This is a genomic window from Desertihabitans brevis, assembly GCF_003327535.1.
Taxonomy (GTDB): domain Bacteria; phylum Actinomycetota; class Actinomycetes; order Propionibacteriales; family Propionibacteriaceae; genus Desertihabitans; species Desertihabitans brevis.
In genome coordinates, this window is the sequence record NZ_QOUI01000003.1 from 1 (window position 1) to 21894 (window position 21894).

18 protein-coding genes are annotated in these 21894 nt (G+C 71.9%); 5 read left to right on the top strand and 13 right to left on the bottom strand.

Annotation, left to right across the window (positions count from 1 at the left end; translation table 11 throughout):
• Positions 1–127 precede the first annotated feature (127 nt).
• On the bottom strand, positions 128–631 hold the full coding sequence (locus DT076_RS05545) for a MarR family winged helix-turn-helix transcriptional regulator (RefSeq protein WP_114125688.1): 504 nt from the start codon (positions 629–631) through the stop codon (positions 128–130).
• Between the two features lie 93 nt (positions 632–724).
• Here DT076_RS05545 and DT076_RS05550 point away from each other — a divergent pair, with 93 nt between their 5' ends.
• Positions 725–1627 (top strand): NADP-dependent oxidoreductase, encoded by a 903-nt coding sequence (locus DT076_RS05550; RefSeq protein WP_114125689.1) that lies wholly within the window; start codon positions 725–727, stop codon positions 1625–1627.
• Positions 1628–1729: 102 nt separating this feature from the next.
• Here DT076_RS05550 and DT076_RS05555 read toward each other — a convergent pair whose 3' ends face one another.
• On the bottom strand, positions 1730–2092 hold the full coding sequence (locus DT076_RS05555) for a hypothetical protein (RefSeq protein WP_147264064.1): 363 nt from the start codon (positions 2090–2092) through the stop codon (positions 1730–1732).
• 179 nt (positions 2093–2271) lie between these two features.
• On the opposite strand from DT076_RS05555, the gene dgoD reads away from it, so the two are divergent.
• The gene (dgoD, locus tag DT076_RS05560) at positions 2272–3426 is read left to right on the top strand and encodes a galactonate dehydratase (RefSeq protein ID WP_114125691.1); all 1155 of its coding nucleotides are present in this window, start codon (positions 2272–2274) and stop codon (positions 3424–3426) included.
• Between the two features lie 36 nt (positions 3427–3462).
• On the opposite strand, the gene DT076_RS05565 is transcribed toward dgoD, so the two are convergent.
• On the bottom strand, positions 3463–4830 hold the full coding sequence (locus DT076_RS05565) for a mannitol dehydrogenase family protein (protein WP_114125692.1): 1368 nt from the start codon (positions 4828–4830) through the stop codon (positions 3463–3465).
• A gap of 103 nt (positions 4831–4933) precedes the next feature.
• On the opposite strand from DT076_RS05565, the gene DT076_RS05570 reads away from it, so the two are divergent.
• On the top strand, positions 4934–6493 hold the full coding sequence (locus tag DT076_RS05570; protein ID WP_233493678.1) for a UxaA family hydrolase: 1560 nt from the start codon (positions 4934–4936) through the stop codon (positions 6491–6493).
• 22 nt (positions 6494–6515) lie between these two features.
• Here the strand turns inward: DT076_RS05570 and DT076_RS05575 are convergent, their stop codons facing one another.
• Positions 6516–7544, bottom strand: a complete 1029-nt coding sequence (locus DT076_RS05575) for an SDR family NAD(P)-dependent oxidoreductase (protein WP_199538994.1) — start codon at positions 7542–7544, stop codon at positions 6516–6518.
• 158 nt (positions 7545–7702) lie between these two features.
• On the opposite strand from DT076_RS05575, the gene DT076_RS05580 reads away from it, so the two are divergent.
• Together DT076_RS05580 and DT076_RS05585 are read left to right on the top strand one after the other, a co-directional pair.
• Positions 7703–8341 (top strand): TetR/AcrR family transcriptional regulator, encoded by a 639-nt coding sequence (locus DT076_RS05580; RefSeq protein WP_147264065.1) that lies wholly within the window; start codon positions 7703–7705, stop codon positions 8339–8341.
• Positions 8342–8378: 37 nt separating this feature from the next.
• Positions 8379–8603 carry a hypothetical protein gene (locus DT076_RS05585; protein ID WP_147264066.1) on the top strand — a complete coding sequence of 75 codons (225 nt, stop codon included), beginning with the start codon at positions 8379–8381 and terminating at the stop codon, positions 8601–8603.
• Here DT076_RS05585 and DT076_RS05590 read toward each other — a convergent pair.
• The 9 genes from DT076_RS05590 to DT076_RS05630 form a co-directional block, all read right to left on the bottom strand.
• A complete protein-coding gene (locus tag DT076_RS05590) occupies positions 8594–9970 on the bottom strand; it encodes a hypothetical protein (protein ID WP_114125695.1) in 1377 nt (458 codons plus the stop codon). The genes DT076_RS05585 and DT076_RS05590 overlap by 10 nt on opposite strands.
• A gap of 211 nt (positions 9971–10181) precedes the next feature.
• The gene (locus DT076_RS05595) at positions 10182–12422 is read right to left on the bottom strand and encodes an FAD-dependent oxidoreductase (RefSeq protein ID WP_114125696.1); all 2241 of its coding nucleotides are present in this window, start codon (positions 12420–12422) and stop codon (positions 10182–10184) included.
• Positions 12423–12427: 5 nt separating this feature from the next.
• Positions 12428–13324 (bottom strand): MurR/RpiR family transcriptional regulator, encoded by an 897-nt coding sequence (locus DT076_RS05600; RefSeq protein WP_114125697.1) that lies wholly within the window; start codon positions 13322–13324, stop codon positions 12428–12430.
• A gap of 23 nt (positions 13325–13347) precedes the next feature.
• A complete protein-coding gene (locus DT076_RS05605) occupies positions 13348–14268 on the bottom strand; it encodes a carbohydrate ABC transporter permease (protein ID WP_114125698.1) in 921 nt (306 codons plus the stop codon).
• A complete protein-coding gene (locus DT076_RS05610; RefSeq protein WP_114125699.1) occupies positions 14261–15223 on the bottom strand; it encodes a carbohydrate ABC transporter permease in 963 nt (320 codons plus the stop codon). The genes DT076_RS05605 and DT076_RS05610 overlap by 8 nt, the downstream gene beginning before the upstream one ends.
• Positions 15223–16530, bottom strand: a complete 1308-nt coding sequence (locus tag DT076_RS05615) for an ABC transporter substrate-binding protein (RefSeq protein ID WP_114125700.1) — start codon at positions 16528–16530, stop codon at positions 15223–15225. The genes DT076_RS05610 and DT076_RS05615 overlap by 1 nt, the downstream gene beginning before the upstream one ends.
• A 134-nt stretch (positions 16531–16664) precedes the next feature.
• Positions 16665–17375 carry a hypothetical protein gene (locus DT076_RS05620; RefSeq protein ID WP_147264067.1) on the bottom strand — a complete coding sequence of 237 codons (711 nt, stop codon included), beginning with the start codon at positions 17373–17375 and terminating at the stop codon, positions 16665–16667.
• A 99-nt stretch (positions 17376–17474) separates the two neighbouring features.
• Entirely contained in the window at positions 17475–20585 is a 3111-nt protein-coding gene (locus DT076_RS05625; RefSeq protein ID WP_114125702.1) for a discoidin domain-containing protein, read from the bottom strand.
• Positions 20582–21436 (bottom strand): hypothetical protein, encoded by an 855-nt coding sequence (locus DT076_RS05630; RefSeq protein WP_147264068.1) that lies wholly within the window; start codon positions 21434–21436, stop codon positions 20582–20584. The genes DT076_RS05625 and DT076_RS05630 overlap by 4 nt, the downstream gene beginning before the upstream one ends.
• Positions 21437–21894: the final 458 nt, after the last annotated feature.

A 21894-nucleotide genomic window follows, 5' to 3' on the forward strand; every position in this document is an offset into this window, starting at 1 on the left:
AGGTCTTGGACTACGCCACCCCGGCTGAGAAACTCAACGAACTACTCACTGTTGCGCACACCCCTTGAATCCGCCACTCCAGGGCGGGCGGAGATACCTCGAACCGGCAGTCGGGGTGCTGCCGGCGTCAGGAGATGTCGGACGGCCGGAGCGCGCGGGGCGGCAACAGCCCCACGCAGTCGCTGCGCAGCGGGGTGAGCAGCGCCTCGGCGATGCCCTCCAGCTGCTCGGCCTGGCCGGGGTCGAGGTGCTCGAAGACGAGGCGGCGCACCTCGGCGGCGTAGCCGGGCTCCACCTCCTCGACGACGCGGGCACCGGCCGCGGTCAGCCGCGCCAGCGTGCGCCGGGCGTCGGTGGGGTCGTTGCTGCGGGTGAGCAGCTCACGCTTCTCCAGCCGGGCGACGATCCGCGACAGGTGGGACGGGGTGACGCTGGCGGTGGCCGCGAGGCGGGTCATGTGCACCTCACGGTCCTCGCTGAGCGAGAGCCAGCGCAGCACCTGGTACTCGGCGTGGCTGAGCCCGGCGGCGCGGTCGAGGTGGGCGTCGAGCTCGGCCGGCAGCCACGTCATCACCCCGATCAGCAGGGACCACGCGCGGTCCTGCTGCGGGGTGAGGCGAGGCGTCGGCATGGGCCCACCCTACGATCATTTGCCGCGGCAAGCATGGCCTCGTACAGTCTTTTCCGCGGCAAGCAATGCCGTGACCCGATCGAGGAGCCTCCCGTGCTTGCTGCCCGCTACCACCGCTTCGGCGCCCCGGACGTCCTGACCGTCGAGGAGGCGCCCGAGCCGCACGCCGGCGAGGGCGCGGTCCGCATCCGCGTGCAGGCCGTCAGCGTCAACCCGATCGACGTGCTGCTGCGGGCCGGGCACCTGCAGGGCGTCCTCGACCTGCCGCTGCCCCTCGTCCCCGGCCGGGACGCCGCCGGTGTGGTCGACGAGGTCGGGCCCGGCGTCGAGGACGTCCGCATCGGCGACCTGGTGTTCGGGCTCGGCGGGATCAGCGACACCACCGGGGAGCACGCCGTGCTGACCGCGTGGAGCGCCGTGCCGGAGGGCTGGTCCGCACCGCAGGCCGCCGCCGCGGGTCTGGCCGCCGCCACCGCCGCGAACATCGTCGACGCCCTCGGCGACCTGTCGGGCAGGACGCTGCTGGTCGAGGGCGCCTCGGGCGCCGTCGGCCGCGCCGTCGCCGCCTTCGCCCTGGACGCCGGCGCCACGGTGATCGGTACCGGGCGGGAGTCCAACCACGCCGCCCTGGCCGAGCTGGGCGTCCTGCCGACCACCTACGGCGACGGCTTGGCCCAGCGGGTGGCCACCCTGGCACCCGGAGGTGTCGACGCCGCCGTGCACTCCGCACCGTCGCCGTCCCTGCCCGACCTGGTCGAGATCGTCGGCGACCCTGCGCGGGTCGTCACCGTCATCGACAGCGAGGGGGCGCAGCGGCTGGGCGCGCGCAAGGTCGACGCCACCAACGACTCCGCCCAGCTGCGCCGCTTCGCCGACCTGGGTCGTCGCGGCGGCTACACCCCGCCCGTCGAGCACGTGCTGCCGCTGGCCTCGGCCGCCGAGGCGCACCGGCTGGCCGAGAGCGGCAGCGGCAAGGTCGTCATCACCGTCCCCTGACGTCGGGACGCCAGCACCGCCCCGGGGCCCGCTGGTGCAGGGGCCACGACGAGGCGGGCTCCGGGGCGCTGGCCTCCCACCCGTGCCCGGGCTGTCCCAGCGCTAGCCCTGTGAGCCGAGCAGTGGGAGCCAGGTGAGTGCGCTGGAGACGAGCGCGACGAGCAGGAACGTCGCCAACGTGATCAGCAGCCAGCGCCGGCGGTGCCATCCGAGCGCCATCACCGCCGGGCCGGCGCTCAGGGAGAGGGAAGCCCCCAGGATCGGCACCCAGATGTCGGGGTCCAGCTCCGCCTCCTGCCACGAGTACAGCCCGAAGGTCATCAGCGAGGCCAGGAAGAAGCAGAAGCCGGCCGGCACCAGGCTGAGCCCACCCACCACGACCGCCGCGGCACGGATCCACCGCTGCCGGCGCACGGCATCGGTGGCCGGCGCCGACTCCTGATCGCGAGCCGATTCTGCGGGCATCGGGGCACCTTCCGTCGGGGCTGGGACCAGTGTCGCGGCTCGTGAGGGTCACGGATCCCGGATCGCAGCCCTGCGGGCCACGACGGTGATGATGGTGACCGCACAGCAGCTGCAGCGCTACCTGATCAACGGGCTGACGCCGCACCGAGACGTCCTGAACTGCCCAGACGGAGGAGACCATGCAGATCACCCGGTTGAGCGTGCACCACGTCGAGCCGAGGTACTCCTTCCTCGTCGTGCACACCGACGACGACAGCCTGTTCGGCGTCGGTGAGGCGTGCCTGGAGGGCAAGGCACGGGTCGTCCAGACCGCGGTCGAGGAGTACGCGCACCTGCTGATCGGCCGCGACCCCCGGCGGATCGAGCGGATCTGGCACGACCTGCACCGCAGCACCTTCTACCCGATCGGCTCCGTCCTCTCCAGCGCCATCTCCGCCATCGACCAGGCCCTGTGGGACATCGTCGGCAAGCACCACGGGGTGCCGGTGCACGAGCTGCTCGGGGGTCGCGTCCGTGACCGCGTGCGCGCCTACCGCCACGTCAACGTGGGCGACCACGGCCCGGACGAGGTGGCCCGCGACCAGGACCACATCGACGAGCTCGCCGCCGAGGCGCGGCTGGCGGCCCAGCAGGGCTGGAGCATGATCAAGACCGCCCTCCCCGGACCGGCCCGAGGGCTGGAGTCGGCGGCCTTCGTCGACTTCCAGACCCGCCGGTTCGCCGCCCTGCGGGAGGCGGTCGGGCCCACGGTCGACATCGGTATCGACTTCCACGGCCGGGTCGGCCCGGCGCTGGCGAAGACGCTGATCAAGGCGATCGAGCCGTGGTCGCCGATGTTCGTGGAGGAGCCGTGCCTGCCCGAGAACGTGGACGCGCTCGCCGACATCGTCCGCAGCACGACGGTGCCCATCGCCACCGGTGAACGGCTGTTCACCCGCTACGGCTTCCGCGACGTGCTGGAGAAGCAGGCCGCGGCGGTGCTGCAACCGGACCTGGCGCACTGCGGCGGCATCTCCGAGGGCCGCAAGATCGCCACGATGGCCGAGACGTACTACGTCCAGATGGCCCCGCACAACCCGCTCGGCCCGGTGAACCTGGCCGCGAGCCTGCAGCTGGACCTGGTGACGCCGAACTTCCTCTGCCAGGAGCAGCTGACCCTGGGTGAGGGCCTGGTCGAGGAGCCGCTCCGGGTCGTCGACGGCTACCTGGAGGCGCCGACCGCGCCGGGTCTGGGCGTGCAGCTCAGGCCCGAGGTGTTCGAGAGCGACTGGGCCGGTGACTGGCGGCTCCCCTCGTGGTCGGATCCGACCGACGGCGCGCTGCTGCCCTGGTGAGGACGCCGCTCATCAGCGAGGGCCGAGCAGCCGTGATCAGGAGGTGGCGCGGCGGGCGTTCGAGCTGGCCTCGCGCAGGGCGTCGGCCATCACCGTGACGACCTCGTCCTGCAGGACGTCCTCGGCGGCCGGCGCGATCAGCCGACAGACCCGCCGCACCACGGTCACCTCGTCCGGCCCCTCGTCGAGGAGGGCCAGCACCTCGGGGGCCAGCGGGTCGCTCGACGGGTCGCGGAACCGGGCGAGGTAGGCCAGCCAGAGCCCGACCAGCCGGGCCGTCCACTCCGGACGCAGCCCGGCGGCGAGCTGGTCACGCATCGTGCCGAAGACCCGTTCCGGCAGCTTCCGTGAGCCGTCGCGGGCGACCTGGGCGGTGGTGTGCCGGATCATCGGGTTGGCGAAGCGGCGCAGCACCTCCGCGCGGTAGCCGGGGACGTCGGCACCGGGCGGTGGCTGCAGCACCGTCGCCACCTCATCCATCAGCGCCACCACCTGCTGGTGCAGCGCCGGGTCGGCGGCGGCGCTGCTGATGGTGTCGTGGCCGGCGAGCGCGCCCTGCCAGGCCAGCAGCGAGTGCGAGGTGTTGAGCACCCGGAGCTTGAGCTGCTCCCAGCCGGCGACGTCGGGCACCAGCTGGACACCGACCCGGTCCCAGCCGGGATGGCCCGCCACCAGATCGTCCTGCACCACCCACTGGCTGAAGGGCTCGGCGACCACCAGGCCGTGGTCGACCAGCCCGCTGAGCGCCGCGGCGGCCTCGACGTCGGCCGGGGTGGTGGCGGGGACGATCCGGTCGACCATCGAGCTCGGGAACGCGACGGTGTCGGCCACCCACGACGCCAGCGCCGAGCCGGGCTCGAGCAGCCGGCCGACGGCGTCCCTGAGCACCCGGCCGTTGTCGGAGAGGTTGTCGCAGCTGATGACGCTGAGCGGGGCGCGGCTGCGCTCGTGCCGGCGCGCCAGTCCAGCCGCCAGCCGGCGCAGCGGGATCGAGGTCGCCGGGTCGGCGTAGGCCTGCTCGGTGATGGTCAGCGTCACCACCCGGGTCCGCTCGTCGGCCAGCGCGTCGGCGATCGCGTCCTCCTGCTCGGCGGCGAGCACGTCGAGCACCGCGTCGACCAGGTCGAGCCGGTCGCCGTCGGGGTGGCGCACGAGCACGCCGTAGGCGCCGCCCTGCTCGGCCATCGTGCGCGCGACGTCGGGGCGGCGTCCGGTGACGCCGAGGACGCCCCAGCTCCGGTCGCCGGACAGGGCCATCGCCCGCTCGGTGTAGAGCCCCTGGTGGGCGCGGTGGAAGGCGCCGAACCCCAGGTGCAGGTGCCCCACCGACTCCGGGTGCGACCGGGCCGGTGTGACACCGGGCGCCGACACCTCCGCCGCGGCCTCGCGCGTCAGTCGTCCCACGTCACGCTCCCCTCCCGCGCGTCTCGGACGTCCGACGAATGCGGCGCTCCCGGGCGTCCTGAATTATCGTGGTCCGACCGGTACCGAACGAGAGGCACCCCTGGTGAGCACTGCCGCTGCACCGACCGAGGACGTCCGCACGGACCCCACCCTGCTCCTGCTCAGCGAGGAGGACGACGTCGCCGTCGCCCTCGCCGACCTGGTCGCCGGCCAGCAGGTCGACGTGGCGGGCGGGGCGCTGACGGTCACCGCCGACGTCCCGCGCGGGCACAAGGTCGCGCTGCGTGCGGTGCCGGCGGGTCAGGACGTCCGCAAGTACGGCCAGGTGATCGGACGAGCCACCGCCGACATCGTCCCCGGCGCGCACGTCCACACGCACAACCTGTCCATGTCGGACACCGAGCGCCAGCACGAGTTCGGGGTGGCCCGCTGGCGGCCGCCGGCACCGACCGGCGAGCGTCCGACGTTCCAGGGCTACCGCCGCGCCGACGGCCGGGTCGGCACCCGCAACTACATCGGCGTCGTCACCTCGGTGAACTGCTCGGCCACCGCCGCCAAGCTCATCGCCGAGCAGTTCCGCGGGATGGCGCTGGACGCCTTCGAGAACGTGGACGGCGTCGTGGCGTTGACCCACCAGAGCGGCTGCGGGCTGGTGAGCGGGTCGGAGGGCGCGGACGTGCTGCTGCGGACCATCCGCGGCTACGCCACCCACCCCAACATCGGCGGGCTGGTGCTGCTCGGGCTGGGCTGCGAGATGCTCGAGCTCGACCTCATCTCCGCCGACCTGCCGCTGCCCGCCGACACCCTGGTCGAGCGGATGACCATCCAGGAGACCGGCGGCATCCGCGCCACCGTCGCCGCCGGCGTCCAGGCCGTGAAGGACATGCTGCCGCGGCTGGACGAGCGCCGCCGCGAGACCGTCGACGCCGGCGAGCTGGTGCTGGCGCTCAACTGCGGCGGCTCCGACGGCTACTCCGGCATCACCGCCAACCCCGCCCTCGGCGTCGCCTCCGACCTGATCGTGGGCTGCGGCGGACGTTCGGTGCTGGCCGAGACCCCGGAGGTCTACGGCGCGGAGCACCTGCTGACCCGGCGCGCGGTCTCGCCCGAGGTCGGCCAGAAGCTGCTCGACCGGATCGAGTGGTGGCGCGCCTACACCGCCGCCGGTGGCGGCACCATGGACAACAACCCCTCCCCGGGCAACAAGGCCGGCGGGCTGACCACCATCCTGGAGAAGTCGCTGGGTGCGGTGGCCAAGGGCGGACGGGCCGAGCTGGTCTCGGTGCTGGAGTACGCCGAGCCGATCGTCGAGCGCGGGTTCTCCTTCATGGACACCCCCGGCTACGACCCGGTCTCGGTCACCGGTCTGGTCGCCGGCGGGGCCAACCTGGTCTGCTTCACCACCGGCCGCGGCTCGGTGTTCGGCTGCAAGCCGGTGCCCAGCGTCAAGGTGTCGACCAACTCCACCCTGGCCCGCCGGATGCCCGACGACATCGACCTCGACGCCGGCACCATCATCGACGGCGGCCGCAGCGTGGAGGAGGTCGGCCACGACCTGTTCCGGCTGTTCCTCGCCGTCGCCTCGGGTCAGCAGACCGTCAGCGAGGAGCTGGGGGTCGGGCAGGAGGAGTTCGTCCCCTGGCAGCTGGGTGCGGTGACCTGAGCCGCGGCAGTCGCGCGCCAGGTCAGCTGAAGGAGAGCCCGGCGAGGTCCTCCATGGTCTCCCAGTAGCGACGGGCCAGGTCCGGGTCGCGGGCCGCCTCGGGCACGGGGGCGTAGGTCGGCGCCCCGCGCAGACCCTGGACGTCGCGGGGACCGTAGTAGGCGCCCCCCGTCGCCATCGGCGAGGTGGCGGCGTACAGGGCGGGCAGCGCACCGACGGCCGCGTCCTGCCACATGAAGGGCAGGTACTGGAAGCGGAACCCCTCCGGGGTGTCGAGCCCGGGCCCGTCCACGACGATGCTGGTGCGGCAGACGCCGGGATGCACGGCGAGGCTGGCGATGCCCCAGCCGCCGGCGGTGCTGCGGCGCTGGCACTCGAAGGCCATCAGCAGCGCGCCCAGCTTGGTGTCGTCGTAGGCCCGCCCGTAGTCGTAGCTGCGCACCTTCTGCAGGTCGTCGAAGTCGATCTCGCCGACCCGCGAGCTCGACGTCCACACGATCCGGGGCGCAGTGCCCCGCTGCAGCAGCGGTCGCAGCCCGGCCGACAGCACGAACGGCCCGCGGGCGTTGGTCGCGAACACCCGCTCCAGGCCCTCGGGCGTCTCCTCGCGCTCCAGACGTCCCTGCACCCCGGCGTTGTTGATGAGGAGGTCGAGGCGGTCACCGGCGTCCTCCATGCGGGCGACGAAGGCGGTGATCGAGGCGAGGTCGGTGAGGTCGAGCGTCTCGAACCGGACGCGGGCCCCGGGGGCGGCGGCGCGGATGCGGCGGACCGCTTCCTCACCCCGTCCCTGGTGGCGGGAGGCGATCGTGACGTCGGCGCCGGCGCGGGCGAGCCCCAGGGCCTCGTGGTAGCCCAGTCCGCTGCGGCCGTCCTGCGGGTAGCCGTTGCCGCCGGTGACGACGGCCCGTCGCCCGGCCTGGGACGGCATGTCGGCCGCGGTCCAGGCTGGGACCGCCGACGGCGGTGCGGTGAACCGTCCTCCGGCGAAGCCCACCGAGCCCGCGGCCGCAGCCACCACCGCCCCGCGCAGCAGCGCGCGTCGCGTCACCCCGCGACCTTTCGGCGTCCCCGTCCCGGCCGGCATCGACCGGTCGGTGTCGTCATGTGGCATCGTCGCCCCCTCTCGTCTTCCGTATACTATACCGTGGAGTATATCGGGTGGTGATCGGGTGGCACCCGATTCGGACGACCTGCCAGGGTGACGACATGAAGACCATCGACGGCCTGCCGCTGACCGAGGCGATCCTCAAGGCGGCGATCGCGACCTTCTCCGAGCGCGGCTACGACACCGCCTCGATGGACGAGGTGGCGGCCAGGGCGTCGACGACCAAGCGCACCGTCTACGCGCACTTCGGCAACAAGGAGGGCCTCTTCCGCAGCGCGCTCGGCAGGGCGGTCGAGCTGGTGCGGAGCGAGCTGCCGACGCTGGACGACCTGACCGACCCCGCCGGGGAGCTGACCGCGTTCGCGATCGGCTTCAGCGACATCAGCACCTGGCGCAACCCGGTCCGGCTGCAGCGGGTGGTGATCGGCGGGGCCGGCCAGTTCAGCGACCTCGGTGCGATGCTGCACCGTGAGGTGATCGAGCAGGCGGAGAGCACGGTTGCGGCCTACCTGCAGCGGCTGGACGCCTCCCGTGGCGGTGGTGGCGACGAGCAGCACCACCGGCGGCTGGCCGGGTACTTCCTCAACCTCACCACGGCCCGCCAGCGGTTCGCGACCCTGTTCGGTGCGCGCGAGCCGATCCCCGACCACCCGCACCGGGTGGCGCCGCCGGACACCGACCACGCCACCATCCGGGAGGCGGTCGGGCTGTTCCTCCGCGGCAGCGGCCTCGACGGCTGAGCGGCCCGGTGCAGGAGGTGACCCCGGCGGAGTGCGGGTGCGCCTGGACCCCGGGCTGCGGGACGCCTACAGCCGCGCCGGCGTCCGGCTCGCGCGCTCGCTGCTCCGCGAGGAGGTCCGCACCCAGGCCTTCCTCAGCGAGCGGGCCGCCGAGCGGCTGCGCGCCAGCGGCGCGGCGCGGGTGGTGCCGAGGCGGGCCGCGACGCTCCCGCACGACCGCGAGTCACGCGGCCACGGCCAAGCCGGTGGTCGTCACGTGTAGAAGAGCTGCGCGGTCACCCGGCAGGACGACGACGGGACCAGCCGCACCCAGTGCGCGCTGAAACCGGGAGGGAACACCAGGCACTCGTAGCTGTCGACGGTGAGCGTCCGGTAGCGCCGCCACTGGCCGGTGCCCATGAAGTCGACCTCGACCGCGAACTCGACCGGTCCGGCGGCCTCGGTGGTGAGGTGCAGGCACTTCTGGTCGTACCCGGTCATCAGGTAGGGGTCGGACGGCACCCCGGCCTCGACGTCGTCCTCCCACCACGGGCCGCCCCAGCCCTGCGGCTTGCCGAACGACCACAGGTCGTCGGTCTTGCCGAACCACAGCCCCGCCTGCGGCTGCCCGGCGTGGGGGTTGGAGTCACGGATCGGGGTGGTCTGGTCGCCGGCCATCACCAGCAGCCCGTTCCAGGAGCAGAAGTCACCGACCACCCGCAGGTGGGAGGAGATCGGGCGGATGCCCCAGACCGAGGAGCCGTACGTCATCGCCGGCAGCTCGAAATAGGTGCCACTCGCGTCCAGCAGCAGCCGCTCGGACTCGACCTCGCGGATCCGCGGCCACTCGGTGGTGAAGGCGTGGTCCTGCGTGTGGGTCGACTTCGGCAGGCGGTACACCTTCCACCCGGTCTCGGGCAGGTAGACGTGCAGCAGCGCCGACGCCCGGTCCTGGCCCACGGCGAACAGGGCGTCCCCGATCCCGTTCGCGCTGCCCAGGGTGTTGAACTGGGTCCGCGCCAGCGTGCGCCACTCCGTGCCGTCCCACTCGGCCAACCGGCCCTCGCTCTCCCCCGTCGGGAAGTCCTTGTCGTAGTAGGAGTTGTTGCACACCACGACCCGGCCGTGACGGCTGATCGCGTCCTTGAAGTGCGGATAGCCGCGGACGTCGAGCACCTCCAGCAGGTCGAACAGCTGGGTCACCTCCAGGGTGTGCACGTCGACCTCGAAGAACTCCCCCTCCATGCCGAGGGTGTAGACCTTGTTCGCCGGGTCGGTGAGGTGGCGGCAGGTGGCGGTCAGCCGGTGGTCGACCAGGGCGTCGATGGTGCGGACGTTGCCCTCGACGTCGATCACGTGCGGGCCGATGAAGAGCTGGTTCGACTCGTGGTGGACGATCCGGTTGGCGTAGGTGCCGACGACGCTGGCCGGGTGCTTGGTCAGCTGCAGGTCGTCGTCGAGGGTGAACAGCCCGGTGCCGCCGCCGGTCGGGGCCTTGTGGGCGACGTAGGTGACGAACCAGAGCCGGTCGGCCCACGGCATCAGCGCCCCGATCCCGGTCTCGCTGCGGGGCACGTGGTCGGCCTTGACGGCGGCGCTCGGCACCACTCCGCTGATCGTGAGCGGGGCGGTCGGGCTGGGCGGGGTCATCGGGTTTCCTTCCGTGGTGGATCGGGTGCGTGCGCTCGGCGGGTGGGCGATCGCCCTTCGACAGGCTCAGGGCGTTGGGGCGGCTGGGTGCGTTCAGGCTCGGTCGGATCGCCCTTCGACGAGCTCAGGGCGTTGGGGGCGGGTCAGGGCGTTGGGGGCGGGTCAGGGCGTTGGGACGGGCTCAGGGCGTTGGGCGGGGGTCGCTCCGGGCTCAGATCGCGGGGGACGGGGTGGCGTAGGCGCGGAGCGAGACGACGTGGGCGGCCCCCCTGCTCCCCGGCGCCACCACCCGGACAGCCGTGACGTCGGTCGGCACGGTCAGCGGGTGGACGCGGTGGCGGCGGCGGTTGCCGGTCGCCTCGGCCAGCACCGTCCAGGCACCCTCGACCTCGACCTCGACCCGGTAGTCGGTCAGCAGGTCCGGCATCACCTCGGGTTCGGTGCGGTGGTGGTGCAGGTTGATCAGGTCGATGTCGACCGAGTCGTCCAGCACCAGCTCCACCGAGCTGATCGTCACCGGCTGGTCCCAGCGGGCCTCCAGCCACGGCTCCGGGTCGAGGCGACGGTCCTGCGAGACCCAGGTCTGCGGACCGCCGTACGGGCGGGCGTACCCACCGCGGGCCTTCTCCGGCGCGTAGGCGTCGACGTCGTCGGAGACCCGCAGGCACGGGCTCTGCCGGTGCAGCACCTGCTTCCAGTGCCGGAACTGCTCGGTCCAGCGCTCGTCGGCGGCCGGCTCGCGGTAGGTGAGGGCCAGGACGCCCAGCGGGGCGTGCTCGTCGACGTGCAGCCGGACGCCCGCGGCGGCCTCGACCACCACGAACGCGTTCTGCGGTCGCTCGGGTCGCCAGTCGAGGTCGAGCGCCACCCACTGCTTCTCCCCGGCGCCCACCGGCACCGTGACCGAGCGCAGCTGCTCGTCGGGCAGGTACACCTGGGGCCGGCTGGTGCGGTGCAGCCGGACGGTGAGCTCGGTGTCGGTGTCGGCGTCCACCAGCAGCGAGAGCGTCCCCAGCGCGGGGTCGACGGGCAGCACCAGCCCGAGCGGGGCGTCCAGCGGGTGGGTGCCCGCCGGCTCGTCGGCGACCAGCTGGCGCAGCGTCGAGGAGGCGCTCAACGTGGCGCTGAGCACCCGGTCGGCCGGGTCGTCGTGCACGACGCCGAGCACGGACGCGTCGGCCCGCACCAGCGCCCGGTGCACCTCCTCCATCCGCCCCGCCACCAGTTCCCGCGGCGTCACCCCGGCGCGGGTGGCCAGCGCGGCGCCGACCCCGGCGGCCTCGCCGAGGACGGCGCAGGTGGCCATCACCCGGGTGCTGCCGAAGGCGACGTGGCTGGCCGAGATGTTGCGCCCGGCCATCCACAGGTTGGACACGTTCTGGCTGTACAGGCAGCGCATCGGCACGTGGTAGGGCCCGTCGGGGTGCCAGTGCTTGGAGCCGGCCTCGCTGGCGTACATCCCGCCGGGCGGGTGCAGGTCGATCGACCAGCCGCCGAAGGCCACCCGGTCGGCGAACTCGGTCATCCCGAGCACCTCGTGCTGGGTGAGGACGTGGTCGCCGAGGAAGCGGCGGTACTCCCGCTTGCCCGGCACCGCCCCGATCCACTCCAGGGTGAGGTTCTCCGCGTCGTAGCGGCCGGAGTTCTTGATGTGGTCCCAGATGCCGTAGACGGCGGCCTGCAGCTCGTCGCGGATGCGCTCGTTGTCGTCGACGACGTCCAGCTCGCCACCCCACTCGATCCACCAGTAGGCGCAGCCGTTCTTCTCCGTCGAGATGATCCGCCGCTCGGGGATGGAGGTGGTGGTGATGTCGAGGGCGAACGAGGGCGGCACGAACTTCACCGGGCGTCCGGCGTCCTTGGAGTAGAAGAGGAGAGTCGAGCCCAGGGTGTTGTCGTCGGGCACCTCCGGGGCCCACGACTCCTGGTAGGCCGAGTACGGCTCACGGCCGGTGACGTGGCGGGCGCCGGCGAGGTAGCCGACCAGCCCGTCGCCGGAGCAGTCGAGGAAGGTGGGCGCGGTGAAGGTGATCAGCCGCTCCGAGCCCATCATCCAGCCGGTGACCGACTCGATCCGGCGGTCGTCCTCGGGCCCGGACGCGCTGACCTCGCGGACGTCGGTGTTGAGGAACAGCGTGATGCCGGGCTCGGCGCGGACGGCCTCGAGCACGGTGAGGTCCCAGTAGTAGGGGTTGCCCTCGGGGTTGGTGAACTGGTTCTCCACGAACAGCTCGCCCATGATCCCGGTCTCGCGGGCGTTGAGCTGGGTGCCGTGCGCGGTGGCCCCGCAGACCCACACCCGGATCTCGCTGGAGGAGTTGCCGCCCAGCACGGGGCGGTTCTGCACCAGCGAGACCGAGGCCCCCTGCCGGGCGGCGGCGATGGCGGCGCAGACGCCGGCCAGACCACCTCCGACCACGACGATGTCGGAGGAGACGTTCTCGGTGCGCATGGGGCTCACTTCCTGGAGGGTGGGGGTCGGTCACGGGCGTCGGGGTGGGCGCCTCCGGTGAAGGCACGCTCGAGGCTGTCGGCACTGCGCTGGGCGACCAGCACGAACAGCAGGCTGGCGGCGAGGACGTCGCTGGTCCGGCCGCCGAAGTAGTCGGTCCAGGCGCTGCCGTTGGGGGTGCCGGTGAGCAGCACCTCGTCGGCCACCCGCTCCAGCGGGGTGCCTGCGACGCCGGTGATGAGGACGGTCCGGGCCCCGTGCTCGCGGGCGCGGCCCAGGAAGTCCTCCGCCACCGGGTCGTTGCCGCTGCGCGAGAGGGTGAGGGCGACGTCGCCGGCGCCCAGCAGCGAGGCGACCACCTGGGACTCCTGGCGTCCGCTGTGGAACCAGCACGGGCGTCCGATCCGCAGCAGCCGCAGATGCAGCTCCTGCATGGCGATGGAGTCGCCCCACTCCCCGAACAGGTGGATCCGTCCGGCGGCCGCGATCGCGTCCGCCACCCGGGTGGCGGTCGGCAGGTCGATCGCGCCGAGCGCCACCCGCATCGCGTTGGCCTGGGTGCCGGCCAGCGTGGTGAGCACCTGGTCGGCCGGGTCGTCGGGGCTGATCATCCGGCCGATGTCGGACTCCCAGGCGGCCTGGGCGTCGCGGCCGTTCTCCTCCGCGATCGCCGCCCGCAGGGCCGGGTAGCCGTCGTAGCCCAGCAGCACCGCCAGCCGGGTGACGGTGGCCGGGGACGTCCCGGCCTGCTCGGCCAGCCGGGTGATCGGCGCCCGGCCGACCTCCTGCGGGTGGTCCAGCACCAGCTGGGCCACCCGGGCCATCGCCGCGTTCAGCCCGGGGAGGGCGTCACGGATCTGCTGCATCGGGCTCTGGGTGAGGGCTCTGTCCACGTCCCTCATCCTCGCCTGTGCCGTCGGTGCGCTCACTTGATGCCGGTGTGGGTGAGAGCCTGGACGAAGCGTCGCTGCAGCAGCAGGAACACCACCAGCACCGGGACGATCGTGACCACCGAGGCCGCCATCGCCAGGCCCGGGCTCAGCGCACCCTGCTCGTTGGTGAAGCTGGTCAGGCTGAGCGGCAGGGTGTACATCTCCGGGCTGGAGATGAGCACCAGCGGGGTCTCGTAGTCGTTCCACGACCAGACGAAGGCGAGGATGCCGAGGGCGGCCATCACCGGGCTGGCCAGCGGCACGTAGATGCGGGTGAAGATCCGCCACTCCGAGGCGCCGTCCATCCGGGCCGCCTCGGCGAACTCCGAGGGCTGGGCGACGAAGAACTGCCGCATCAGGAAGGTGCCGAGCACGGTGAACATGCCGGGCAGGATCAGCGCCCACAGGGTGTCGTAGAGGCCGAGCTGCTGGAAGTAGATGAAGCGCGGGACCAGCAGCAGCTGGGCGGGGATGATGGCGGTGGCGAGGTAGAGCAGGAACACCTTGTCGCGGCCCTTGAAGGTGAACCGGGCGAAGGCGTAGCCGGCCATGGTGGCGGTGACCAGCTCACCGGCCACCCGCAGCAGCGCCACGAACACCGAGTTCGCGAACGCCGGGAGGATCGAGTCCTCGCCGAAGAGCACGGTGGTGTAGTTGCTCAGCTCCGCCGGGCTCGGGATCCACTCCATCGGCACGGCGTAGGCGTCCAGCTCGTTCTTGAACGAGGTCGACAGCATCCAGGCGAACGGGGCCAGGAAGGCGATCGCCAGGATCCACAGCGGGACGCCGACGGCCCAGCGGCGGGTCCGGCGACGGCGTCGGCGCTGGCGCGCCCGGTCGGCGGCGTCGGTGGTGGCGGGGACGGCCGACGACGCGGCGGAGCGGCGCGGGGCGTCCAGGGTGGTCTCAGTCATGGAGGGTCCTTCCGCGCTGGGCGCGCCAGGTGAGCACGGTGAGGGCGAGGACGCCCACGAAGGTGGCCATGCCGATCGCGGCGGCGTAGCCGAACCGGTAGAACTGGAAGCCGTTCTGGTACATGTAGTACGAGACGACGGTGGTGGCGTCCCCCGGCCCGCCGGCGGTGATCAGGGCGATCAGGCCGAAGCCCTGCGAGGCACCGATGAACAGCGTGACCAGCAGGAACACCGTGGTCGGCATCAGCGAGGGCCAGGTGATGGTGCGGAACCGCGTCCACGCCCCGGCCCCGTCCACCTCGGCCGCCTCGTACAGCTGGGTGGGGGCGTCCGACAGCGCGGAGAGGTAGATCATCGAGGCATAGCCGACGCCGCTCCAGATCGCGATGAGGATGAGGGCGGGCAGGGCCCAGTGCGAGGAGGCGAACCAGCCGGGCACGTCCTGCAGCCCGAAGGCGGCCAGCGTCTGGTTCACCAGTCCGGCGGAGGGGTTGAGGATCATCAGCCAGACCATGCCGATCGCCACCACGGTGACGATGTAGGGCAGGAAGAAGATCACCCGCAGCACCGCTCGGCCGGGGACGTCGCCGTTGAGCAGCAGCGCCAGCCCGAGCCCGCCGAGGACGGTGAGCGGGACGCTGATGCCGGCGTAGACCACGGTGCGGAGGGCGGCGTTCCAGAAGCCGGGGTCGACGGCCAGGTCGAGGAAGTTCTGCAGGCCGACGAACTCGATGCCCTCCAGGCCGGAGACGAGGTTCCAGCTGGTGAAGGACAGCCCGACCACCGACAGCAGCGGGATGAGGGTGAAGGCGAGGACGCCGAGGAGGTTGGGGGCGAGGAAGGCCCAGCCGATCCACGGCTTGGGCAGCGAGGGGTTGCCGCGGCCGGTGCGGGTCGCGGTCGTCGGGGCCGGGGTGGGCGCGGCAGGAGGTGCCAGCGGCGGCGTGAGGGTCATCAGGCCTGCCTCTCGTAGCGTCGGATCGCCGCGTCGGCCAGGGCGTCGATGCTGGCGACGGCGTCGGCCGGGGACTTCTCGCCGATCCAGCAGAGGTTGCGCTGCTGCTCGCTGACCAGGCTGATCTCGGGGACGGCGCTGAGGATGGTGTCGGTCATCAGCTTGGGCTCGTCGGTGAACAGCGTGCGGCGGAACGACTCGACGTCGAACCACTGCTCCGGCTCCTCGCCGAGGACCCCGGCCAGCACGTCCTCGTCGGGCAGGACGTCCAGGGCGGGGATCTTGCCGCCGCCGAGCATGGGGCCCGCGCCGTCGGTCACCCAGTAGCGGACGAACTCCCAGGCCAGGTCGATCTTGGTCGAGCGCGGGTTGATCATGATGAAGTTGTTGAAGCTGCCGCCGTTCCAGTCACCGCGGGCGGTGGTGGGCGTCGGCGCGGCCGCGACGAGGAAGTCGTGCGGGTAGTCCTCGGCGTTGTTGAGGTAGCGCAGGTTGAACGGCGCGGTGGGCCAGACGACGAACTCCCCCTGCAGGAACGGGGTCTGCTGGTAGGCCTCGAGCTGGCGGGCCAGCACCTCGGTCCAGGGGTAGGCCGCGCCGTCGTCGATCAGGCTGCGGCCCAGCTGCATCCACTCCAGGAAGGCGGGGTCGTCGAAGTTGGAGCCGCCCTCCGGGGCGTACCAGTAGTTCGCGCCGAGGGAGACCCTGGCCGTGTCGGGCACGGAGTAGGTGCCGTAGCGATCCGGCCCGGCGAGCTCGCGGACCGTGGCGGCGAACTCGTCGACCGTCCAGGCCCGGGGCAGCTCGATCCCGGCCTGCTCACGCAGGGACTCGTTGAAGAGCAGGAAGTGGGGCTCGCGCGCGGTGGCGAGAGCGACGATGCGGCCGTCCACCATGGTCGCCCGCGGGGCGGTGGTGTCGAGGTAGGGCGCGAGTTCGGGGTCGGCCCGGACGCGGTCGGTGAGGTCGAGCGCCATCCCCGAGCCGGCCCGCAGGGCCATGTTCTGCGCGGCGTAGGTGAAGTAGACGTCGATGTCGACCCCGCCCTGGAGCGCGGTGTCGACCTTGAGGTTGCCGCGGTCGTCGTTGACGAAGCGGGTGTAGGTCACCTGCTCGCCGGTGGCGGCGGTGAAGCCGTCGACCAGCTCCTGCGGGCCGTTGGCGGCCGGTACGCCGCCCCAGACCTGGAGGGTGGTGGAGGGTGAGCCGGTGCTGCCTGATCCGCAGCCGCTGAGGGCTGCTGCTGCCCCTGCGCCGGCCGCGGCCCCGAGGAGGGCGCGGCGGGAGAGGGTCGTCCGTGGTGTCATCGCTGATCTCCCTTGATGCTGTGCGATGGCAAAAAATTAGCGGGCGGCCGGCCTGCACGGCAAGCACCTGTGAAGAATTTTCTTCCCGCGGGCACCGACACCCGGATGCCCGACGAGTCGACGTCGACGCGCGGTCAACGATGAGGGCCAGCGTCACCCGGACGTGTGCGGTAGACCGGCACATCCGAGCGCAGACCAGGAGGAACCACCGACATGCCGGCGAAGGCGGCTGCTGCTGCGACGAGGTTGAAGGCCGACGACGGTCCGCAGGTCACGTCTGACGTGCCGAGCGTGCCAGCCGCCAGCCGGTCCGCGAAGGTGTCCGCGGCGGCTGCGGCATCGGCCGCATGCTGACCGGTTGCCGAGGGCACCGGCTTGCCGGTGCCGGAGACGAAGGCCTCCCAGACGAACAGCTCGGCCTGGCCTGCGGTCCAATGACTCGGGCTCGTGGTGACGCGCAGCGTCGACATCTGCGACGCGAGCCAGTCCAGCATCCAGGCCAGCTGGACCAGACCGGTGGTCAGGGCACCACTACCCGCGCCCGCGGACCATGGCCGCGACTGACCTCCGCCGGTCTCGCCCTGACGAGCGCGGCCCAGGGTCCGCCATCCCTCGCTCGTGTCGACCGGGCTGACCGGCACGACGATCGGCGCCTCGAACCCGAGCGCCACCGGAGCACCCGAGGACAGGGCGTCGAGCACCGCGCTCGAGGCGCCATGGGGATCCGCGCCCGCTCCTGCCGGTCGGCGCGAAGGGAGGTCGAGAGCGGCCCAGGCGAAGTTGCGCTGCACGGACCCGACGTCCACCGCCACGACTCGGCATCGCCGCAAGGAATCGACTGCCACGCGGTGGACGCTAGCTCCTCGACGCGATCGGTAGGCGGGTCCGCCGGGCACGCCCGCCGAGAGGCGGGGGCTCGCCGCGCCCGGCGGACCCGACCGGTCTCAATCCACCGGCACCCCATCGGTCCACACCCGGGTCGGCGCGTAGCCGGCCTTGGTGACGGTGACCTCGACCGACAGCGTCCTGCCGGCATCGGCCTCGGTGACCTTGTGCTGGCGGGTGTCGGCGCCCTCGACCGGGACGCCGTCGCGCAGCCACTGGTAGCTGGTGCGCACGCCAGGCTGGCGCCAGCGGCCCGGCGCGACCACGAGCGTCTGACCCACCTCGGCCTGTCCGCGCAGCACCGGCTCCGACACCGGCACCAGCTGCGGACCAGCGGCCTCGGCGTAGGCGTCGACGGCCTGCCGCAGCGACTCGGCCGCCTCCACCACCTGGGTGTGGGTGACGTCGCCGGCACCGGGGGCTCGCACCCGTGCCAGGACGTCTTCGCCGACCTCCAGCGCGCTGGCGAGGGCGGCGTAGTCGTCACCGTCGACCGGGGCGTAGGCGCGGGCGTCCCCGACGGCGGCGGTGAGGTCGGTGGTGTCGAGGAGCATCAGGTTGACGTCGCGGGTCTGGCCGGAGGCGAACTCCAGCCGCAGCCCGGACGATCCGAGCGGACGGCTGAGCAGGAACTCCCGCGCGATCGTCAGCTCGCCGTCGGCGAAGGTGTAGTCGTCGGCGCCCAGGCTGCCGAGGACATTGCCCTCCGGGCCGATGTAGCGGACGCCGGTGAGCTCGTCGCCGTCGAGCTCGACGCCGAAGACCACCCGGTTGGCCGGGTCGTCGGCCGTCGCTGCGTTGACGTCGTAGGTGGCGGACGCGGGGTCGACCTGCGGGTCGGTGTCAGGTGCCTCGGCCGGCCCGTACACCTCGATCTCGGTCATCGTCGGGCTCCACTGCTCCCCCTCGACCAACGAGGTCAGCAGCACCCGCAGACCGGTGGAGGAGATGGTGCCGAAGTCGGTGACGACGTGGTCGTGGCCGATGCCGTCACCGCCCTCGGCGAAGGTCACCCACTCCCCCGTCGCCGCGTCGAGCCGCTGCAGCTCATACGTCTGCACCCGCGGGTTGGTGCCGGAGTCGGTGTACTCGTCGAGCTGCACCTCGGTGAAGGTGGTCGCGGGGCCGAAGTCGAGCTCGAGGCTGATCGGGTAGGTGGCGTCGTCGGCGGCGGCCCAGCGGGTGGTCGGGTCGCCGTCGACGAGGTTGGCGGCCTTGAGCGCGAAGTTGTTGTGCGGGTGGGTGGAGCTGGCGGTGGCGTTCGCCCCGAGCGCGAGGTTGGGGCGCTCGCCCGGGCCCTCCTCCTCGATCGGGTCGTCGTCGACCGGGTTGGTCACCTGCTCACCGATCGGGCTCTCGTGCAGGCCGATGTCGATGCCGTCGCCGTAGTAGAGCGGGGTGCCGAAGAAGTCGGCGTCGCCCACGTTCGGGTTGTAACGGCCGGCGTCGATGAGCGGGGAGGTGGGCCGGAGCTGGAAGTGGGCCGCGGAGTCGACGACGTCCTCCACCCCGCCGTCGCGGTCGTAGTCGGCCGGGTCGCCGACGAACTGGGGATCGGCGGTGACGGCGTCGGCGTCGGCCGGCTGGTCGGGTGAGTGCACCCCGCCGGCCTCGTAGAAGGCGTTGTGGGAGAAGCGGGTCAGCCGGAAGGCGTCGTCGCGGCGGGACCACGGCGTGGGGGTGGTGGTGGAGGTGTTGTAGAAGACGTTGTTGAGGAAGTAGACGGTGTCGAGGAACGTCTCGTCGTGGACGTAGTCCATCTGCGCGGCGTCGTAGACGAAGACGTTGTTGGTGAAGTAGGTGGGTGAGTAGTTGGTGGAGAGCATGTTCTTCACCAGCACGCCGTTGTCGTTGACGCTGAGGTTGTAGCGGGCGACCGAGTTCGAGCTGTTGCCCATGTAGGCCATCCAGCCCGCGGCGTTGTCGTGGGAGTAGTTGTACTCGTAGGTGACGTTGAAGTTCGTGTACTCCAGGTCCCACGGGGTGCCGTCGTACTCGTCGTAGGGTCCGCCGTAGACCTCGTTGAAGCGCATCACCGAATCCGCGCCGGCCCAGAGGTAGAGCGCGCAGGAGACGCCCTCGTAGCGCTGCAGGTAGCCGTTGATCTCGTTGTACTCGACGACCATGTCCTTGGTGTTGGCGAGCTGGATGGCGCCCTGGCCGATGTTCTCGGCGTAGTTGTGGCCGATGTAGACGTCGCGGCTGTAGAGGTCGCGCTCGCGGACCCACAGCTGCTCCCAGCCCTCGTGGAACTTGCCGGTCTCGTCGTACTGGCCGGAGGCGGCGTCGCGGTCGAAGAACCAGTTGAAGGCGAACTGGATGGCGTGCAGCTCGACGGTGCGGAAGGTGTTGTCCTCGATCCGCACGTCCTGGAAGTAGTAGGCGCTCTCCTGGTAGTTCGCGTAGCGGTCGGCGCCGAAGACCTGGAAGACGATGCCGCCGTAGTGGATCTGCTGCCAGGTGCTGGGTCCGTCGATGTGGTGCACGTCGACGCCGCTGATGCGGAAGTGGTCCATGACCAGGTCGTCGCCGTCGGAGAGCAGGTCGGCGTTGATGGTGATCGAGATCCCGTCGCGGACGATGTTGCCCTCGGTGATGTCGACCTCGAAGTCGTCGTCGTTGGACACCTGCAGGTGGTGGATCTCCCAGTACTGCTGGTTGCGCAGCGTGATCGCGCCGGTGGTGCCGACCGTCTCCGGGTTCTTGGTGGTGCCGGTGGTGAACGGGCTCGGGGTGGTGCCATCGGCGGCGATGTAGGGCTTGGCCGCCTCGGCGTCACCGTAGGCGTCGATGGTGATCGGCGCCCCCTCGGCGCCGTCGCCCTTGGGCCACAGCTGCTGGCCGTGCCAGGACTCGCCGGCCTTGAGCAGGATCCGGTCGCCGGGGGCGAAGGTGTGCTCGCTGGCCCGGGTCAGGTTCTGCCAGGCGTCCTCGGGCGAGGTGCCGGGCGCGCTGTCATCGCCGCTGGTGGCGTCGAGGTAGTAGTCGATGCCGCCGTAGGGGTTGGCGCTGTTGCCCGGCCAGTCGGCGGTCTCGGCCTCGGTGGCGGGAGTCGGCTCGGGGTCGGCGGCGCGGGCGTCAGGCGTGGTGGCCCAGGGCAGGGCGAGCGCGAGCAGCACGACGGCCAGCAGGGCGACGGCCGAGCGGGCGCGGGTGGGGAGGGTGGTCACGAGAGGGTCTCCTGGGCGAGGGCGGTGAGGCGGTCGAGATCGGCGTCCACGTCGAGGCCGGCGCGGCGCTCGTCGAGGTAGGCGGTGAGCTGCTCGTCGAGCAGGGCCTGGCGGATGCGGGGGCGGTACTGCTCGAGGGCGGCGGCGGTGTCGGTCTCGGCGTCGAGCAGCCCGACGCGCTGGACGTGCTCGGTGGTGCTGGTGGCCGGGGCGACCGCGCCGACGTCGAGGGTGCTGACGGTCTGCAGCAGGCGGGACTGCGGGGAGTGCTGCGGGGCGGGATCGGACCCGTCGAGGACGGTCTGCTCGGTGGTGGCCGTCCGGCAGCTGCTCAGGTCTTTGAGCCCGCCGGCTGTGATGTCGCCGGTGAGGAGCTCGCGGCATCCCGGGCTCTTCGCGTCGGCGGCCGGGACAGTGAGGGTGACGGCGTTGTAGCGGGTGGCATTGGTGCGCCAGCGGTCGGAGTGGGCCGCGAAGTAGGCCTCGACGTCGGCCTCGGTGGCGTGCAGCGGGTCTCCCGGCTCGTCGCTGAGCCGCTGGCCGACCTCGGTCCGGGCCGCAGCGAGCAGGTGGTCGTAGAACTCGTCGTCGTCGAACTCGGTGAGGCCGTAGACGACCTCGCCCTGGCGGACCGCCTCGGCGCGATCGCTGTTCGTCTGCTCACGGAGCTCCATGAGGGAGGCGAAGTCAGTCTCCTCGAGGACGCCCTGCTCGCGCGCGACGGCGAGAAGGGCTTGGTCGGCGGTGATCTGGTTGACCGCTTGCTCCGCGAGGAGGCGGGAGGCGTCCCGGCCAGTGCGACGGGACTGGTCAGTGGCCGCCGGCGCGAGGCGATGGAGGTGGAAGACCACCTCCTTCTCCGCGATGCCTTCGTCAGCGATCGTGAGCGTTGAGGCGGAAGCCAGAGCCGCGGCCAGCCCAAGCAGAACGGCCGGGAGGAGCGCAGCGGTGGCAGACCCGAGCACGAGCATGCGTCGGAGCCAGCGAGTGGACATCTGCACCATCCGGGGGTCGGACGAATCAGGAGCGAGGTGATGACTCGGCTACGGATCAGATCACGTCATGCCGTGCAGGCCGACCGTAAGTTGCCTGTCTAGACCTGTCAATAGTCAGATGTCTGCCTATGCGGGGTCGGGGCTCAGCCAATCAGCCCACCTATCCGCCGATGGTTGAGCAAGGAGCCGTTGGCAAGTGCCCCTCCCACCTGCGCCCATCTCGTACTGGCACCCGTCAGCTCCGCGGATGACGGCTCCGCACACCGTCATCGCTGTTTCGCAGGGCCGGGCTGCTCCTTGCAGTCGCATGGCTG

Bases quoted from the DNA above. Each gene is read 5' to 3' on its own strand.
- DT076_RS05580 (WP_147264065.1), top strand. From the start codon at position 7,703: ATGAAGACCATCGACGGCCTGCCGCTGACCGAGGCGATCCTCAAGGCG.
- DT076_RS05545 (WP_114125688.1), bottom strand. From the start codon at position 631: ATGCCGACGCCTCGCCTCACCCCGCAGCAGGACCGCGCGTGGTCCCTG.
- DT076_RS05555 (WP_147264064.1), bottom strand. From the start codon at position 2,092: ATGCCCGCAGAATCGGCTCGCGATCAGGAGTCGGCGCCGGCCACCGAT.
- DT076_RS05600 (WP_114125697.1), bottom strand. From the start codon at position 13,324: ATGAGGGACGTGGACAGAGCCCTCACCCAGAGCCCGATGCAGCAGATC.
- DT076_RS05615 (WP_114125700.1), bottom strand. From the start codon at position 16,530: ATGACACCACGGACGACCCTCTCCCGCCGCGCCCTCCTCGGGGCCGCG.
- DT076_RS05595 (WP_114125696.1), bottom strand. From the start codon at position 12,422: ATGCGCACCGAGAACGTCTCCTCCGACATCGTCGTGGTCGGAGGTGGT.
- DT076_RS05590 (WP_114125695.1), bottom strand. From the start codon at position 9,970: ATGACCCCGCCCAGCCCGACCGCCCCGCTCACGATCAGCGGAGTGGTG.
- dgoD (WP_114125691.1), top strand. From the start codon at position 2,272: ATGCAGATCACCCGGTTGAGCGTGCACCACGTCGAGCCGAGGTACTCC.
- DT076_RS05610 (WP_114125699.1), bottom strand. From the start codon at position 15,223: ATGACCCTCACGCCGCCGCTGGCACCTCCTGCCGCGCCCACCCCGGCC.
- DT076_RS05605 (WP_114125698.1), bottom strand. From the start codon at position 14,268: ATGACTGAGACCACCCTGGACGCCCCGCGCCGCTCCGCCGCGTCGTCG.